At 38.3% G+C, this 16,482-nt stretch carries 16 protein-coding genes, 4 pseudogenes and 1 riboswitch; of the genes and pseudogenes, 4 read left to right on the top strand and 16 right to left on the bottom strand.

All coding sequences use genetic code 11. The features are described 5' to 3' along the window. Positions 1-84 precede the first annotated feature (84 nt). From RCG23_RS20290 to RCG23_RS20260, 7 genes and pseudogenes are all read right to left on the bottom strand, one after another. Complete coding sequence (locus RCG23_RS20290; protein ID WP_308177126.1) at positions 85-1,053, bottom strand: YpdA family putative bacillithiol disulfide reductase; 969 nt, start codon at positions 1,051-1,053, stop codon at positions 85-87. Positions 1,054-1,196: 143 nt separating this feature from the next. Beyond that, positions 1,197-2,473: pseudogene (locus tag RCG23_RS20285) on the bottom strand (Glu/Leu/Phe/Val dehydrogenase). A gap of 275 nt (positions 2,474-2,748) precedes the next feature. Further along, positions 2,749-3,330 (bottom strand): genetic competence negative regulator, encoded by a 582-nt coding sequence (locus RCG23_RS20280; protein WP_308177125.1) that lies wholly within the window; start codon positions 3,328-3,330, stop codon positions 2,749-2,751. A gap of 69 nt (positions 3,331-3,399) precedes the next feature. Beyond that, positions 3,400-4,304: pseudogene (locus RCG23_RS20275) on the bottom strand (MerR family transcriptional regulator). Positions 4,305-4,404: 100 nt separating this feature from the next. Next, entirely contained in the window at positions 4,405-5,169 is a 765-nt protein-coding gene (locus RCG23_RS20270; protein WP_308177124.1) for a metallophosphoesterase, read from the bottom strand. Between the two features lie 24 nt (positions 5,170-5,193). Then, positions 5,194-5,559 (bottom strand): hypothetical protein, encoded by a 366-nt coding sequence (locus RCG23_RS20265; RefSeq protein ID WP_308177123.1) that lies wholly within the window; start codon positions 5,557-5,559, stop codon positions 5,194-5,196. A 56-nt stretch (positions 5,560-5,615) separates the two neighbouring features. Next, positions 5,616-6,248: a CBS domain-containing protein gene (locus RCG23_RS20260; RefSeq protein WP_308177122.1), complete on the bottom strand. Its 633-nt coding sequence runs from the start codon at positions 6,246-6,248 to the stop codon at positions 5,616-5,618. A 144-nt stretch (positions 6,249-6,392) separates the two neighbouring features. Between RCG23_RS20260 and RCG23_RS20255 the strand changes: the two genes are divergently transcribed. Genes RCG23_RS20255 through RCG23_RS20245 form a run of 3 tightly spaced genes read left to right on the top strand, consistent with a single transcriptional unit; the run spans position 6,393 to position 7,474 of the window. Beyond that, positions 6,393-6,623: a spore coat associated protein CotJA gene (locus tag RCG23_RS20255; RefSeq protein ID WP_308177121.1), complete on the top strand. Its 231-nt coding sequence runs from the start codon at positions 6,393-6,395 to the stop codon at positions 6,621-6,623. Beyond that, positions 6,620-6,880 carry a spore coat protein CotJB gene (locus tag RCG23_RS20250; RefSeq protein ID WP_308177120.1) on the top strand — a complete coding sequence of 87 codons (261 nt, stop codon included), beginning with the start codon at positions 6,620-6,622 and terminating at the stop codon, positions 6,878-6,880. Before RCG23_RS20255 ends, RCG23_RS20250 begins: the two co-directional genes overlap by 4 nt. Before the next feature lie 24 nt (positions 6,881-6,904). After that, on the top strand, positions 6,905-7,474 hold the full coding sequence (locus RCG23_RS20245; RefSeq protein ID WP_308177119.1) for a manganese catalase family protein: 570 nt from the start codon (positions 6,905-6,907) through the stop codon (positions 7,472-7,474). A gap of 28 nt (positions 7,475-7,502) precedes the next feature. On the opposite strand, the pseudogene RCG23_RS20240 reads toward RCG23_RS20245, so the two are convergent. The 5 genes and pseudogenes from RCG23_RS20240 to RCG23_RS20215 form a co-directional block, all read right to left on the bottom strand. Next, a pseudogene (locus tag RCG23_RS20240) lies at positions 7,503-7,981 on the bottom strand (YpbF family protein). A gap of 57 nt (positions 7,982-8,038) precedes the next feature. Beyond that, positions 8,039-8,710 carry a LysM peptidoglycan-binding domain-containing protein gene (locus RCG23_RS20235; protein ID WP_308177117.1) on the bottom strand — a complete coding sequence of 224 codons (672 nt, stop codon included), beginning with the start codon at positions 8,708-8,710 and terminating at the stop codon, positions 8,039-8,041. Continuing rightward, positions 8,703-9,307: pseudogene (locus RCG23_RS26065) on the bottom strand (lysostaphin resistance A-like protein). Before RCG23_RS26065 ends, RCG23_RS20235 begins: the two are co-directional and overlap by 8 nt. 8 nt (positions 9,308-9,315) lie before the next feature. Then, complete coding sequence (locus tag RCG23_RS20220; protein ID WP_308177115.1) at positions 9,316-10,797, bottom strand: RecQ family ATP-dependent DNA helicase; 1,482 nt, start codon at positions 10,795-10,797, stop codon at positions 9,316-9,318. Further along, positions 10,794-11,852, bottom strand: coding sequence for a YpbB family protein (locus RCG23_RS20215; protein WP_308177114.1), 1,059 nt, complete (start codon positions 11,850-11,852; stop codon positions 10,794-10,796). The genes RCG23_RS20220 and RCG23_RS20215 overlap by 4 nt, the downstream gene beginning before the upstream one ends. Before the next feature lie 309 nt (positions 11,853-12,161). Between RCG23_RS20215 and RCG23_RS20210 the strand changes: the two genes are divergently transcribed. Continuing rightward, positions 12,162-12,410, top strand: coding sequence for a ferredoxin (locus RCG23_RS20210; protein WP_308177113.1), 249 nt, complete (start codon positions 12,162-12,164; stop codon positions 12,408-12,410). 286 nt (positions 12,411-12,696) lie between these two features. Here the strand turns inward: RCG23_RS20210 and RCG23_RS20205 are convergent, their stop codons facing one another. The 4 genes from RCG23_RS20205 to sigX all read right to left on the bottom strand — a co-directional run bounded on the left by RCG23_RS20205 (position 12,697) and on the right by sigX (position 16,440). Further along, positions 12,697-13,278: an ECF transporter S component gene (locus tag RCG23_RS20205; protein WP_308177112.1), complete on the bottom strand. Its 582-nt coding sequence runs from the start codon at positions 13,276-13,278 to the stop codon at positions 12,697-12,699. Positions 13,279-13,440: 162 nt separating this feature from the next. Next, positions 13,441-13,573: riboswitch (FMN riboswitch) on the bottom strand. 132 nt (positions 13,574-13,705) lie between these two features. Then, a complete protein-coding gene (locus RCG23_RS20200; RefSeq protein WP_308177111.1) occupies positions 13,706-14,485 on the bottom strand; it encodes a peptidoglycan DD-metalloendopeptidase family protein in 780 nt (259 codons plus the stop codon). 232 nt (positions 14,486-14,717) lie between these two features. Next, on the bottom strand, positions 14,718-15,914 hold the full coding sequence (locus tag RCG23_RS20195) for a negative regulator of sigma-X activity (RefSeq protein ID WP_308177110.1): 1,197 nt from the start codon (positions 15,912-15,914) through the stop codon (positions 14,718-14,720). After that, positions 15,889-16,440, bottom strand: coding sequence for an RNA polymerase sigma factor SigX (gene sigX / locus RCG23_RS20190; protein WP_308177109.1), 552 nt, complete (start codon positions 16,438-16,440; stop codon positions 15,889-15,891). Before sigX ends, RCG23_RS20195 begins: the two co-directional genes overlap by 26 nt. Positions 16,441-16,482: the final 42 nt, after the last annotated feature.

Below are 16,482 nucleotides of genomic sequence, written 5' to 3'. Positions count from 1 at the left end.
GAGATCAATTATTTATATAAATTTATTATATCAAAAGATAAACATCAAAACGAAACCATTTATGAGCTTTCCGATCCGGCAAAGTTATTGAGAATCGTTATCCGTTAGTGCTTGGGCAATTTGCCCTCCATGAAATCTTCCATTTTCAATAAAAATTTCATTGGCATTATTTCCGGCTGCAATAACACCAGCTATAAAGATGCCTTCAACATTTGTTTCCATCGTATCCGGATTAAAGTTTGGCCTGCCAGTAGCATCATCGATAGATATTCCAACAGCTTTAAGGAAACTGTGATCAGGATGGTAGCCTGTCATAGCAAAAACAAAGTCATTCTTTATTTCTTTTATTTCTCCGTTTTTCTCATACAACAACTTATCAACCATAATCTCTTTAACATGTGATTCAAATTCCATTAAAATCGTCCCGTTTCTTACCAGCCCCTCAAATTCCGGCAGGATCCAAGGCTTAATACTTGGTGAATATTCACTTCCCCGGTAAAGAACTGTCACCCTTGCACCAGCCTTCACTAGTTCTATTGCAGCATCTACACTTGAATTTTTACCTCCAATTACACAAACATCCTTATTAAAATAAGGGTGGGCTTCTTTAAAATAATGAAAAACCTTCGAAAGGTTTTCACCAGCCACACCCATATAATTAGGATTATCATAATAACCTGTTGCGATTATAACAATGGAGGAAACGTACGTATTTTTGTCTGTACTAACAATAAACTGTTGCTTTTCCTTTTTTACCGATTCAACTTTTTCATAGGCATTGATACGCAATTTTTTTCTTTTTACGACTTCCCTATAATAGGAGAGAGCCTGGTTACGCCTTGGTTTGTAATCTTCTGTGATGAAAGGGACATTCCCTATCTCCAATTTTTCGCTCGTACTGAAAAATGTCTGATGAGTAGGATAGTTATAAATGGCATTTACTATATTCCCTTTCTCAATAACAAGAGGATTTTTCCCTGCTTCCTTTAAAGAAATGGCAGCGGCAAGTCCGCACGGTCCCCCGCCGACAATGATGACATCTTCCTTTTGCAAAACACTCACGCTCCCTGATCATTTATCTTAATATCGAATAGATATTTTTTAAATAAAAAAACTCCTATCGTATTATGATAGGAGATTTTTTGCTTTGTTTCAATGTTAAGAACTTACTAAAGGCTGATAAGATTGTACCAGACTTAAATCCACCCTCTGAAGCGGCTGGCTTCAGCCATTTTTCGGACACCGACCATGTACGCAGCAAGTCTCATATCAACACGTCGGGTCTGGGCAGTATCATAAATGTTATTGAAGGATTTAACCATAACTTTCTCAAGCTTTTCTTCTACTTCTTCTTCCGTCCAATAATATCCCTGATTGTTCTGTACCCATTCAAAATAAGAAACGGTTACTCCACCGGCAGAAGCCAAAACGTCAGGTACAAGCAAAATTCCCCGTTCAGTCAATATTTCAGTTGCTTCTAAAGTAGTCGGGCCATTAGCTGCTTCAACCACAATGCCTGCACGAATATTATGGGCATTTTCATCCGTAATCTGATTTTCAATTGCTGCTGGCACAAGAATATCACAATCCAATTCAAGCAGCTCTTTATTGGTGATCGTGTTATTGAACAATTTCGTTACAGTTCCAAAGCTGTCACGGCGATCTAAAAGGTAGTCAATATCGAGTCCATTTGGATCATATAATCCTCCATAAGCATCAGAGATGCCAACTACCTTCGCCCCTGCATCGTGCATAAACTTTGACAGATAGCTTCCGGCATTGCCAAATCCCTGGACGACCACTCTGGCGCCTTCCAATTGGATTCCCTTTTTCTTTGCAGCTTCCCGAATGCAAAGTGTAACACCTTTCGCTGTAGCAGACTCACGGCCATGTGAACCACCAAGAACCAGAGGTTTACCGGTAATAAAACCAGGTGAATTAAATTCGTCAATACGGCTGTATTCATCCATCATCCAAGCCATGATCTGGGAATTTGTAAATACATCCGGTGCTGGAATATCCTTGGTAGGCCTACAATTTGGCTAATCGAACGAACATATCCACGGCTCAATCTTTCTAGTTCTCGGAAGGACATATCACGAGGGTCGCAGATAATTCCCCCTTTTCCCCCTCCATAAGGAAGATCAACAATTCCGCACTTTAAGCTCATCCAGATGGAAAGTGCTTTTACTTCTTTTTCAGTTACATTTGGGTGGAAGCGAATTCCTCCCTTTGTTGGCCCAACCGCGTCATTATGTTGGGCTCGGTAGCCTGTAAAGATTTTTATAGAGCCATCATCCATGCGCACAGGAATTTTTACTGTCATCATCCGAATTGGCTCTTTTAAGAGCTCATAAACCTCTTCCGGATAACCCAGCTTCTCTAACGCCTTATGGATAACGGTTTGAGTAGATTTCAGAACATCGTGTTTTTCTTCATGATTTGTATTTTCATTACCTTTCTCGGCTACCATTAGTAAACCTCCTAAAGAAATTGCTTTTACGAATGTTGTCCGCTTTCATGACTTAGTATACATGTTTAGTTGATTTATGCAAGAATAAAAATCCTCTTTTTGGGATATTTCCGCTTATTTTATGTAAACGCTCCCACAACTGTTTTTAATGTAATATCTCCACATAATTTCATATGATTTACATTCTTTTACCCCAATTAAAAACTGCATAAATATTAAATAAAAATTACATAAAGAGGCGGTGAATCCCCTTCATTGATTTAATAGTAATAAAACTATTTAAAAAAATGGAGAAGAGTTTCCACCGCGTTATCTTTTATTATTAAATTACCGTATTCCATGAGCCAATGGGGACTGGCAATTGAGGCATCACCATATTCAGATAAAATGGAAGCGGTTCTTTCCAGGTCTGCGGCATTGATTTTCTGCATGTGCATAAAATAGCAGCCATCCAACGAAAATAAATTTCCTCCTTGGATACCCATGCAATTCAATCTTTTTGACAGAGCGATAACATCCTCAATGGTATTAAAAATGAAAAGAAGATCATCATTGCCCTCAACCCTGACTTGCATTTCAATGAAACCATCGTAAAGAACTTCCTCGTCTTCCGCTGTTTCATCTACTGTAATAATCATAATCATTCCCTGCGCCTGCAGCGAAAAAATCTCTACTGCAACCGAGCCTTCAAACTCTACATCGAATTCCTCGCTTGCTTCTTCGAGCATATCATGAAAAAGCTGGTGCCACTTTATTGAATCCTTCCAAATATCCTCTTTGGAAAGCCCTCTTTCAAATAGGTCATCAGAGGATAAAAAAATCTTTATTTTATTGGCTGTTAAGCGCTCCAAACGCATGATTTTGCCTCCTGCCATGACATTACTCTTGTTTTTAGTCTATGTCATTAGCGAGGGATGGTGAATTGTCTACACAGAGTGGATTTTTTCTTTTAGCCATTCTTCCCATTCATTAGAAGTGCTTCCAACTATATACTGTTCAGCCAGTGATTTTTGGGTTTGCGAAAGGGTCTCCATAGCATTCCCACCCATTCCAATGATCAGGAATTCGTAGTCTGCTGAAAGACGCTCTGCCAGATTAATGGCCGCAGAAGCATTTTCTTTCAATGTGCATGACATGAACAAGAACTTCGGATTAATTGTCTCTAGGGCAACATCCATATCTTTTTCAGCTATACTTGTACCGAGATATATTACCTCAAACCCCTTCCGGCGTAAAAATAATGTAAAAATAAGCAGTCCCATTTCATGCCATTCTCCGGGTGCACACACTGAAACAACCTTTGGCAGAAGCGCGTTTATGGGGAAGCTATGCATAATGTTGCCAATCCTGGAACGAAGCAGGGCAGTCGCAAAATGTTCATGGGCACTTGTTATTACACTTCTTCCCAAAGGTCACCTATTTTTACGAGCTGTGAGCCAAGAATATCCACCAACACTTTATCTGTCGTGTACAGGCTCATGCATTTATTTATTAACTCCTGTGCCCTTACTTCATTAAAATGAATGAGGGCATCCAGCAGTTCATCTGACAAACTGGATATCTCATTATTTTCCTGCTGAAATATACTCTTATTAACCTGTTTTTTTTCCATTAAGGCAACCGCCTGGCTGATTGTAAATCCCTGGTTTACCTTTCCAATCAGCCATTTCAAAATGCTTAAATGCCCCTCTGTATATAAACGGTGTCCGGCTTCATTGCGGACAGGAGCAATCATTTGATATCGCCGCTCCCAGGCACGAAGTGTTCCAGGCTGTATCCCGAGCATTTTTGATACAGCTTTAATATTATATTTGCCTTCTTGTCCAGCCATTCTCTTTCCTCCGTCAATAATACAAACAATTTCTTACAAAGATTATACTTAATTTCAAGGAAACTCGTAAAATTTGCATGTGCATTAAATGTTCTTATCTTTATTTCCTTTTTATTGAAATCAGATGGCACTGCGCAGGGGCGCCCAACCTTAATGGGAGTGTTGTTGTTCCGTACCCATTGCTGATCAAAATAGTTGTTTGCTTTAATTTCTTGATTTTCCCTCTTTCATATGGACTGTATCCCATTAGATGAATCTGGCCGCCATGTGTATGTCCGCTTAAAACAAAGCTTATATTATGTTCAGGTTTGATTTTATTCGTAATTTTCGGATTGTGGCTAACCAATATTTTAAAGCTGCCTTCCTCGGAATCCAATAGAGCAAGGTCAAGGCGATCACGTTTCAGTGAGATGTCATCGATTCCAAGCAGGCATAATTTATCACCTTCTGTTGATTCAAAGGTAACGGATGTATTATCTAGAATTTTTACCCGATTCTCCAGGAGAATTGCGTCTAATTGATGGAAATCGACTTCATAATCATTATTGCCCCAGACAAAGTAAACGGGAGCAACCTCTTTTAACTTATGTATATTTTGTTCTACCCTCTTGAATGGTACCCTTTTTTCAGTCAAATCACCGCCGATTACCACTAAATCGGCTTTACCTTTTATTTTTGAAATAATTTTATCTGAAATTACTCTGTGATGAATATCTGAAATGAAAAAAATAGAAACTTTTCCGAATGATTCAGGAAATTCCGGAAAAAGAAGCTCTTGTTCCTCAACCTTATTTCCAAATGCCTCTAGCAGCATATAAATTAATAATGCTATCCCTGTAGCAAGCACTGCTACTAAAATCATCATCGCCCTGGGCTCCTAACATTTTTTCTAAAAACATATTGAAATCATAACATACATCAGTGCAAAACAGAAAAAGACTATTGCTTGTATTGCACCGATTTGAAAAAGAAAGCAGAAATTGAAAAAGACTGCATAGGAAATGAATGTACTGAAACTAATACGCTTACTTCCTTTCAAAATCTGCCTGGTCTCATAAATTCCTTCTTTAATATGGATACCTGTAATAATGAATCCTATTGTAAATGCAATAGATGCTGCAAAAAACTTAAGCGGATCTACAATCAAACCAATAAAAAACTCTGATAAATGAAAAGGTGAATGGATTGGTATCCATTTTATATATAAATAACCAAAAAAAACTCCTGTAAGCAGCCGTGCTGTTTTTCCCCACATAAAAATCCCTCCCATACTAATGTATGAGAGGGATCGTTTTATTTGTCATCCGAAACTTAGTCTTCGTTAATGTCCAAAATACGGAAGCCGTGTTCTTCTAACTTTTTAATGAATTTTTCAACATTATCTTTCTTTTCCACTTTTAAAACTATTCTTCGAACAAGTTTATCTGTTTCATCAAAGGTGACAAGTGAAATGATATGTTCATGGAAATGGTGTGCAATTTCAGCAAGTCTAGCAATTCTTCCTTCTGTTTCTACCGAGGTAAAGGCGATTCGTATTCCTGGGCGATTCACTCCAAACGCACTTTGGAATTGTTCCATTACGTCGAATCTAGTGACTATACCAAGGAATTTATTTTGGCTGTCAACAACAGCCAGCAGCGGGAAATCCTTCAATTCCATTAGAGTTTTCTCAAAGATTTCACTGCCCTCAAGGTATTTATCCTGGTATGCAGCTATATCTTTAACTAATGTCTGAGTTAGATATTCTTCTTTTTCCACCCCTGAATTAAAGAAGTTTTGGTAAATCCGGTAGCGGGTAACTACACCTGCATACTTTTCTCCATTTAAAACCGGCAGTCCGTCAATATGATTTGCTTCCAGTGTTTCAAGGGCACTTTTCAGATTCTCATCCTGTTGAATTGTGACACATTTAAATTTAGGAATCATAATACTTTTAACAAACATTTTAATCACCTCAAGGGAAAAATCTTGCCTAATTAATATATTTCAACAAATTTCAAGAAATCCCTTTTTCCTATTAAAGATTTATATCATAAAAGAGAAGTTTCTTCATAAAATGAACTGATATTGACAAAAAGGAGGGCAAAGATGAATACCCACCATAAAACCTATTTTCCTTACTTCAGTCCATTTGACCCCTGTAAGCCTATAGAAGCGAAAACATTCTCTACCCCGCCTCATTTATATATGGGATTTCAGCCTGCAAATCTTGAACAATTTTCACTGATTGAAGCCTTAAAGGCAGGTACATTATGGAAAGCGTTTTATGACCCTTATTACAGCCCCTATGAACAGGTTAAAGGAGGGCCAACTTCATGACACAGGTTCCTGCTGAGTACTATCAGGTTCTAGAACAGCTTCAGGCAGTAGATTTTGTACTGGTGGAGCTGACTCTCTATTTAGACACTCATCCTGACGATGCCGAGGCAATCAATCAATTTAATCATTATGCCAAGGAAAGAAAACGGATAAAGAAATTGTTCGAAAGCCAGTTTGGACCTTTGATGCAGTACGGAAACAGCTATTCCGCCTATCCGTGGAACTGGTCTGATTCTCCATGGCCTTGGCAAGTGTAGAAATGAGGGAGGGACTGAACACATATGTGGGTTTATGAAAAGAAACTGCAATATCCGGTTAGGGTCAGCTCGTGCAATCCCAGATTGGCTAAATACTTAATTGAGCAATACGGCGGAGCAGATGGAGAACTGGCCGCCGCTTTACGATACTTAAATCAGCGTTACACTATTCCTGACAAAGTAATCGGGCTTCTCACAGATATTGGAACAGAGGAATTTGCACATTTGGAAATGATTGCGACCATGGTATATAAATTAACGAAGGATGCGACTCCTGATCAATTAAAAGAAGCAGGATTAGGAGAACATTACGCAAACAATGACAGTGCGTTATTTTACCACAATGCTGCCGGGATCCCGTTTACAGCCACATACATCCAGGCAAAAGGCGATCCTATTGCCGATTTATATGAAGATATTGCCGCCGAGGAAAAAGCAAGGGCCACCTATCAATGGATTATTAATCTCAGTGATGATCCAGATTTGAATGATGGACTCCGTTTCCTCAGGGAAAGAGAAATCATTCATTCACAGCGTTTTAGAGAAGCGGTAGAAATTTTAAAAGAAGAAAGAGATCGTAAAATATTCTTTTAAATCAAGGAAGCAGCTCACTGGCTGCTTTCTATTTGTTTTCATGGAATAAATTAATATCATACTTTTCTTTCATGAAATCAAATACGAGATGACGATTCTTCCATTCGTCTTCTTTTTTCCATAAATCTTTGCTCCTATCGACAATTTCACATCTAAGGGCATGATATTCCTTTTCTGCTTTTTCTCTTTTTCCCTCAATAAATTCATAAGTCCATAGACACCAACGCAAAATACAAGATAATAAAAGTTACGTGAGTCGTTGACAAACGCAGAAAACATGGCAGCAAATGAATAAGAATAGACTGCAGCTATTGTTTGGTACAAATAGATAAAATAAAACGAAGCAATGCCAATGGTAGCCCAAACGGCTATAAGGTGTCTTCGTTTATAGAGGTCAAACTTATTCTTTCTCTTTATTACATTTTCCAGCATTTGTTTTGTCGCCTGATCTGTCCGATCATCCAGCATAAGAATTGAAGATCCCATCCTATCACCTCCACTTCTCATACATTTTTATGAACTTGTCCTAAAAAATATGTATGAAAAAACCGGCGCAGGGCCGGTTTAATTTTTCATCGGTATTTTTAATACTTGTCCTGTTTCTATTTCGTTGCCTTGAATATGATTTGCTTGCTTAATCCGTTCAATTCCCGCCTGTGATTGATAATATTTCATAGCAATACGGAATAATGTTTCCTGTGGCTGAACTGTATGATAAACCATTTTTGACCCGGGAGAAGACGAGACCTGGGATGTGCTGCCTTCTTGTTTTTTTGATGGAGCAGCATTTTTATCAGTATCTTTTTGTCCGTACAATTTTGGAGCCGTTTCCGTAACAAGTGTAACTGATTGTTTTTTATCGTCATTTGAAGAAACAACGGCGTCCGTCTGGTTAACAGAAGACGTCGCTTTTTTCTTTTTATCGTTTTCAACTGTATCACTTTTTTCTAAATTAACCATTTCATACCCCTGTGAATCTCCGGAAATTTGCTTAAAGCTGCCTTTATCTTGTAGATAGGTATAGACGCTGAATATAGTGACGGGAAGAAGAATAAAAAACAGTACCAACAGTCGTATTACAGGATATTTCAGCTTCCACTTTGTTTTTTTCTTTTTATTACGATGTAAGTCGCTTCTCGGAGGCAATTTTTCCTTCTTTGAACTGGGATCATTAATTTTTTCTATTCTTTGCCTTAGCCGTTCTGCCTGGTCACGATAAGGATCTTCTTTACTCATTTTGCAACCCTTCCTGTTCTTTTTTCTTGTGGGGCTTAACTTTAATATAAACACCCAGAAGAAAATCAATAATAAAGTGCATGATAATCGTGACTGCCAAATTGCCAGTCCAATCATATATAAATCCAATAAAGAAGCTAAGCGACACAATATTAATAAATAAAAACCAATTGAATAAATATCGGTAGTGTATAATAGCAAAAATCAGGCTGGCCATTATAAGACCTGTTTTTGTTTGAATCACCCCGCGAAAAAGAAGTTCTTCACTAAATGCTACAAGGGCAGTCAGAAAAGCAATATGCAGAAAACTTCTTTTCCTAAAAAGCTTTTCATTCAGCCCGCCATCATCGTAATAGGCGGGGGAAGCAATTTCATCAAAATAATATCAACCATAACAACTGCGACACCACTGCCAGCCCCAGCCCATATCACTGAAGGATCTTGCCATTTGATATTATTTATAAAAGAAAAATGATCATACAATATAATACCTAAAATGAACGATATAGTTAATAGTAAAATTTGAGTAGCATAAAGATGAAAAAGCAATTCTCGATCAGTTAGCTCTTTAATCAGTTCATTGTACCTATTTTTCATTTTCCAGCTCACTTATCTATTAAGATTTTCTCTAAATAGCTTCGCCAATCATTCCGAATGATTCCAATTGCTTTTTGAACTCCCCTAGCTTCATATGTGGTTAAGGTTATTCCGCAAATATCACAGCACGGCATCGAATTCCGTCGTGCCTGCTCATCAAAGTAGCTTAAGATATAGTCCCTTCTGCATTCGGAAGAAGCAATCCATTTTCTCACTTCATTAATATTAGCTTTTTTCACATCTAACCGTTCTCTGACAAAGGCTTTTAATATTTCCTGGTTGTCACGTTCGGGTTGTGTTTTCGAAATGGAGAGAAAATCTTCAATTAGTCTCCATTGCACATCGGAAAAACCGCCAATATTTTTCAAATCATTTGGGATCTCATTGACTATTCCTTCATTTCCCTTCATCCAAGAAAAGATCCAGTCTATTTGAGCTTCAGAAGGAAGTTCACTCTCTGCCAGCTGGAAGGGAAGCTGTTCATCACCAGGCGCAAAAAGGAGGATAGCCACACTTGGATTTCCATCCCTCCCAGCCCTGCCGACTTCTTGAAGATAGGATTCAAGCTGCAAGGGCATATGAAAATGAATGATAAATCGGATATCCTCCTTATTCACACCCATTCCAAAAGCACTAGTGGCACAAATAATATCCAGTTGTCCATTAATAAATTGCTGCTGTACCAAAATTCTCTGTTCCTGCTCCATGCCGCCATGATAAGCCATGACTCTTCCTATTCCGCGTTCCTTGAGCAGAAGTGCTGTTTGTTCGGCTGCTTTTTTACTTGAAAAGTAAATGATGCCGGGGGGTTCCAGCTGTTTTGCCAATTCAATTAATCGATTATACTTCTCTGAATAGTCGTTACATTTTTCTAAGAGAAATGCAATATTGGGTCTGTCGACAGTCGATTCAATCCTGGTGATATCTTTTAATCCCAAATTTTCTATAATATCTTCACGGACTTGCATGGTGGCCGTAGCTGTCAAGGCAAGGGTGACAGGATTTCCTAGTTTTTTACGAAGGTCACCAAGTTTTAAATAATCCGGCCTAAAATCATAGCCCCATTGTGAGATACAATGCGCTTCATCTATAACAAATAGAGAAATCGAAATCTCTTTCAGCTTTTTTATCATGGTATCGGAATTGCCCATTTCTGGAGACATAAAGATATACTTATATTTGGCCAAGTTATTCATTACCACTTGTTTTTCCGTTTGAGTTAAAAAGGAATTAATGGCTGCTACGCGTTTCTCGCCTAATTTCATGAGCTGCTCTACTTGGTCCTGCATCAAGGATAATAAAGGCGAGATGATCACTACCGTACCATCCAATACATAGCCTGGAAGCTGATAGCATAGAGATTTCCCTGTACCAGTAGGAAGCATTGCCAGTGTGTGTTTACCATCCAATACCGAAGTAATTACTTCTTTTTGGCCTGGTTTGAAATCTTGGTATCCAAAATATTTATATAACAATTTTTCTAAGTTCATTTTCTGTCACCAAGCTTTGCAAGGACGAGCCTAATTTCAAAGTAATTTGCTTTTTCAACTTTCTCCCGTATCGTTTTTAATTGGCGGGATGAAATATCTTTGGCACATTGTAGTATTTCCTCTTGTAAATCTTTTTCCACATAGGGATCTATTGAAAAGTTAACAGCATTTAAGGCAATTTCTACAACGTGATCCTCTATCGTACTCTTCTTTAATTTCCTCCAGCCAGCAATCCTCTCAAGAGAGTACCCCTTCTGAATCATTTCAAATGTTCTTTGGGCTGACTGGGTAAGTGTATATTCTTGTTCAGTTTGGAAAAGCAAATTTGAAAGCAGTAAATATTGATCATGATTTCCCTCAATTTTCTCAATCAGGTAATGAAGACAGTTTAAAAACTGGATTTCATATTCGGAGATTTCCATCTTCAATTCCTCTGCGGCCTGCTGGGAAGTCAATCCAATACATTTGTTCCCAGTCAATCTATAAATCAAAACTGCGGGGGCAAGGTCTCCTGTCAGTCCGAGACAAAATGTAAGTTCTTCAAATAATATCTTGCCAAGCTCCTCCCTTTTCTTGCTGAACTGTTGCAGAAAACCCTTCAGCCAACGGTGGGCATCTTTATTTTTCTGGATGGGAATATACCTGTTTTCCTTAAAAACAAGGTTAGATACAACCTGAACGAGTAAGGACAGCCTTTCCCAAACCAATTGAGTTTTTTGGATTTTTCTCCATCCATCCACATATAACGGAAGAGGATTTATCTGAAGCTGATTTTCAAGAACTGTTTTCCCTTGATCAGTAAGAATATAATGCTGCTTATCTCCTGAGCATGATTTAATCCAGTTCCTTTGAAGAGCAGCCTCAACGAATTCCTCCAGGAACGTTCTGGATAAATGTCCAAAAACACCGAAATATTTAGCCAGAGAGAATAAGTGTGCATCTTGTATCGTTTGAGAAGATTTCTTTCCTTTTAATAGGTGATAGATTGAATAGATTGTTCTTTCACCATTTAGCTGGTGAATACAATAAAGGATTAATTTTTCTATAAAAGCCATGGACTCCAACACCTTTTTTAAAAAATGGCTGTGTCAGGTTTATGTTATTTCAGAACAATATTTTTTTATAAAAATAATTTCAGGTTAACTATACTTCCCTATATTTTAACATGAAACAGTACAGCAGTATGTTTTTAATTGTTGAAAAATGTTGAAAAGTGCAAGAGGAATCCTATTGTGATAAGCATTCTCATAACATTTTCTATTGAAAAGTTGACCATTCAGTTTTACAATAGGAATGAGGAATACGTTTCCATTAATTAATGGAAACAGGTTAAATATCGTTTATTTTATTGGGAGGTTATTTTCATGGCAAAGTACACTATTGTTGACAAAGAAACTTGCATCGCTTGTGGTGCATGTGGAGCAGCTGCACCGGACATTTATGATTACGATGATGAAGGCATTGCTTTCGTAACACTTGACGACAACGAAGGTATTGTAGAAATTCCTGATGTTTTAGTTGATGACATGATGGATGCATTCGAAGGATGCCCAACTGATTCAATTAAGGTTGCTGATGAGCCATTTGACGGCAATGCAACTAAATTCGAATAATAATTGTTCATGATCATATAGTTAAGTTACTCCCCAGTCCCTGGGGGTTTTTTTTTCGTTTAGGAACCTATAAAATTAAATGATGCGGATACCTTCTACCAAGTTTTATTAATCTAGCTCCAGCGCCCATCCCCTCGGGGTCATAAGCCAAATCACTCCAGAAATCAAGATTTCCTGCGTGATTCGTCTTATGCCTGTCGGGGCTGACCAGGGCGCTTGCGCCTTTTGTTCTGATTTCAAAAAAGCAGCAGGAAAGCTTCCTGCTGCTTTGTTCTATAATATGGACCTAAATTTCGTTAATAGCGGTTTGTTTTTCTATCCATGTTTGCATCTTTACAAACAGCAGCATAAAAATTGCCGACATCAACAGGCCTTTAACTAAATTAAATGGAAGGATTGCCGCAACCACTAACTTCCTTGCTTCATGGGCAGACATCGCTGGAGCGTGCAAGAAAAAGGTGTATGCAGGTAAAATGATAAAATAGTTTAGGACACTCATTGAAATTGCCATTAATAGAGTTCCAATAACAAGAGAAAGCGACATGCCCTTTCTTGTTTTTAATTTTTTATGCAAATAATACGTTGGCAGTATAAACAAAATTCCTGCAGCAAAATTAGCAATATGGCCTACTGGCACACCTGTTGCACTGCCAGTCATAAAATAATCGAGCAGATTCTTGAAAAGTTCGACTAGAATTCCAGCTACAGGGCCAAATATAAGAGCCCCAATTAAGGCAGGAATGTCACTAAAATCAATCATTAGATAATTAGGAAATGGCGGCAGCGGGAAATTCAACAACATAAGAATATATGCTATACTGCTCAGCATTCCAATAGAGACAAAAGCCTTGACGTTCATTTTTTTCATTTTCCTCTCTCCTTTTGTGATCCATCCACTTAGAAGAAAGGTTCAGCTAAAGCATCTGGTTCCTTTGCAAATAAAAACCCCCAAGTATATCACTTGAGGGAGAATTTACAAAGGCACGCTTAATAAACGTTCAAATACAATGATTTTGAACGCACGCAGAACCTCCATCTTCTCCCATCCAGACTTTACTGTCGGCTTTGGAATCGCACCAAATCCTGCCCCAAAAGGCTCGCGGGCTCAGAGAAAAAATCTCATTACCGCCGGTCGGGAATTTCACCCAGCCCCGAAGATAGACCTAATATTTTTTATTGTACTAAATTATTATACTGGAAAGTAATCAGTTTGTGAAGAAGAAGACATTTATTTAAACTGGGCAATAACTATACAAAAATCCTCAGACTATTCCAGCCTGGGGATTTCATGTTTGTTATTTTTTCGACCCGAGTACTAATACCTGTGATGGAAATATTAGGTCTGTTTGTAAATCATTTAGATTTTTCAGCTCTTCGACCGCCAAATTGTTTTTTTCTGCGATGGACCACAAGGTATCTCCGTTAACTACAACGTATTGAGTTTTTTCCTGGCTATGATCAACAACTGGCATAGCTTGTTCCATTTCTTTATCCTTTTCTTCCAGTCGGGAAACGGCTTCCATGGCATTTGCCCCTGAATTAACCGTTCCTGCCTGGACCACTTCCCCTAGATGCGCTGTACCCAGCACTTCTTCTGGGTTCATTGCATATTTTTTATCAAAAGTCCATTCTGTTTGATGAACCTCAAAATGAAGATGGACTCCTGTCGATTGTCCTGTGCTCCCCATTCTTCCAATTAGGTCTCCGCGTTTAACCCTTTGACCTTCTTCCACTAAACGCTTATTTAAATGGGCGTATACTGTAACATAGGTATTCCCATGTTTAATAAAAACCACATTCCCGTATGAGCTCGAAAAATAAGATTTTTCTACAAAACCATCATCAACTGAAAATACTTCTTCATTTACTTCTCCTGCTATATCAATTCCTTTATGTTTTCCCTGCCTTGTTCCAAATTTATCCGTTATCACTCCATCTGCCGGCCATCTCCAATGCAAATTGTCAGCCTGCACTTCCAGCATACTAGCCTGTGAGTGACTTCCTGTGATAAATAATAAACTGACAAGAAGCGCCATAATTCCGGCGATTAAAAAACGTACTATGTAATCTCGCATTCTTTTCCTCCTTATACACTATCCTCTGTTACTCACCATATGAATGCTTAAATCCGAATAGAACATACAGCTAAAAGAGCTTAAAAGGATACTGTTATATTTTGGAGGTTTTTGTTTATTTTATTCAAATAACTTCTTATCTTTTTTAAAATTTATTTCGAACCAATTGTCGAATTGCATTTTTTTCTAAAAGAAGAGGCCGATATAATCTGCCTCTCCGATTTAAACAGGTTTAATGTGATGGGCGGTAATTTGCTCCAACTGGTACTTTGATTTCAGTATTCAAATCAAATGGACCCAAATTTTGTATCGGAGCATTTACCAGCTTCACCTTTGCTGCTCCAAATTCCTTCGCTGTGAGCATAATTGCTTCAAAGGAATACAAAGACTCAGGATTATTCTCCAATTTGGAATCAGCACCCAAGGAAATATAAAGTGTTTTATCTTCAAAAGATGAAGTTTCTATATGGAGATCCGGAGAAACCGATGCTTTTAACCCTGGCAGGTCCTGCTGCATGGCAAGAAATGCAGCTTTTATGTCTGGATATGAATTAGCTGTTGGGACTAAAAAAGGTACATTTTTCCCATCAGGAACAAGAAATAAATAAGCTGAACCATTTCTATCCTGAACGGCTTCATCCGATATTAACCCACGGTTGCCAAATTCAATCCCTTGTTTGTTTTCAGTTGTATATCTTATATTCCTAATGTTACTATTCGATCTGACAGTATTCTGAATAATATCGTCAAATGAAGTTTCATTTGTACTGCCCTGTCCATATTGATGATTTGCCGGTACATCAACAATTACTGCATTCCCGTTTTCGTCAAGCTTCAAGCTTGCATTTAAAGGATAATAGTCACTTAACCCCCACTGGCTTTCCTTAAGCTCCGCCATATGCTCATTATACATATCCAGCCAGCTTTTACTTTGATCCTGCTTTACTACGATAGAAACTGGCACTAATACCACGGCTTGGGCGTCAGGAATCCAATAGGTTAGAACCTTTCCCTTTGCGGCCTCTTCTTCATACAGGGCGGTCGTTCCTTCAGATTCGTCCAATTTAGCAGGCTTGGAAGTATCCCTAGCTAACATGGCTTTATCCTGATTCCCTACAGACTTTTTTAGGACTATATTTTCCGACGATTTATTTTCAATTGAATCTGCCATTTTTTTCGATGAGGTATCTGCCAGTTCCTTATTTTCTTTATGATTCTCAAAGTTTAATAAACCTGGTGAAAGAATAAACATCAGCAGCAGTGCTGCTGCCGCAGCCAAGCCTGGCATTAGCCAGCTTCTATGTTTTCGTTTTCTGTTTTTTATGGAAAGGCTCTGATAAATGTCATGCGGATTGCGATTATCATGTATGTTCGGCATCTGCCTTAGTAAATCTTCGAGCTGCTTATCGCTCCACTCTGACTTTTTCACTTTTCACACCCTCCTTTCCTACTAAATCTTCCATTTTGTTTCTAAGTACATTCAACGCACGGTGCTGGGTTGTTTTTACCTTGCTTTCTGTCCACCCCAGAGTCTCAGCTGTTTCCGCGATTGATAGCTCCTGAAGATACCTTAAAATAATTACTGCTCTTTGATCAACTGTGCAGTGATCTAATGATTGGTACATCCATCGGATTTCCTCCCTTTGCAGGGCTATTTCCTGTGGTAAAGGCAATTCATCTTTAACTTGCTGTGTTGTCCAATCAAACTTTTCCAATATCCTTTGCTTCCAGCCTTTTTGCTTCCGGTAAAAATCAATCGCAACATTCCTCGCAATTGAAAACAGCCAGGTCTTTTCGCTGCTTTTCCCCTCAAACTTTCCGTATGATTTCAAAACACGTATATAAACTTCCTGGACGAGATCCTCTGCTTGTTCCTTATTCCTGACCATATAAAAAAGAAACTGGAAAACGTCATGATGATATTTTTGATAAAGTTCATCGAAAACGGAGTCCATCGATTTCCCTCCCCGTTCATTAAATTAGTCGTATTCTATTTA

Source organism: Neobacillus sp. PS3-34 (assembly GCF_030915465.1).
Classification (GTDB): Bacteria; Bacillota; Bacilli; order Bacillales; family Cytobacillaceae; genus Neobacillus_A.
This window is presented reverse-complemented; position numbering and strand designations above follow the sequence as displayed.

Coding starts and splice junctions, on each gene's coding strand:
- RCG23_RS20280 (WP_308177125.1), bottom strand. CDS start 3,330: ATGCGTTTGGAGCGCTTAACAGCCAATAAAATAAAGATTTTTTTATCC.
- RCG23_RS20270 (WP_308177124.1), bottom strand. CDS start 5,169: ATGATGATTTTAGTAGCAGTGCTTGCTACAGGGATAGCATTATTAATT.
- RCG23_RS20265 (WP_308177123.1), bottom strand. CDS start 5,559: ATGTGGGGAAAAACAGCACGGCTGCTTACAGGAGTTTTTTTTGGTTAT.
- RCG23_RS20260 (WP_308177122.1), bottom strand. CDS start 6,248: ATGTTTGTTAAAAGTATTATGATTCCTAAATTTAAATGTGTCACAATT.
- RCG23_RS20255 (WP_308177121.1), top strand. CDS start 6,393: ATGAATACCCACCATAAAACCTATTTTCCTTACTTCAGTCCATTTGAC.
- RCG23_RS20250 (WP_308177120.1), top strand. CDS start 6,620: ATGACACAGGTTCCTGCTGAGTACTATCAGGTTCTAGAACAGCTTCAG.
- RCG23_RS20245 (WP_308177119.1), top strand. CDS start 6,905: ATGTGGGTTTATGAAAAGAAACTGCAATATCCGGTTAGGGTCAGCTCG.
- RCG23_RS20235 (WP_308177117.1), bottom strand. CDS start 8,710: ATGAGTAAAGAAGATCCTTATCGTGACCAGGCAGAACGGCTAAGGCAA.
- RCG23_RS20220 (WP_308177115.1), bottom strand. CDS start 10,797: ATGAACTTAGAAAAATTGTTATATAAATATTTTGGATACCAAGATTTC.
- RCG23_RS20215 (WP_308177114.1), bottom strand. CDS start 11,852: ATGGCTTTTATAGAAAAATTAATCCTTTATTGTATTCACCAGCTAAAT.
- RCG23_RS20210 (WP_308177113.1), top strand. CDS start 12,162: ATGGCAAAGTACACTATTGTTGACAAAGAAACTTGCATCGCTTGTGGT.
- RCG23_RS20205 (WP_308177112.1), bottom strand. CDS start 13,278: ATGAAAAAAATGAACGTCAAGGCTTTTGTCTCTATTGGAATGCTGAGC.
- RCG23_RS20200 (WP_308177111.1), bottom strand. CDS start 14,485: ATGCGAGATTACATAGTACGTTTTTTAATCGCCGGAATTATGGCGCTT.
- sigX (WP_308177109.1), bottom strand. CDS start 16,440: ATGGACTCCGTTTTCGATGAACTTTATCAAAAATATCATCATGACGTT.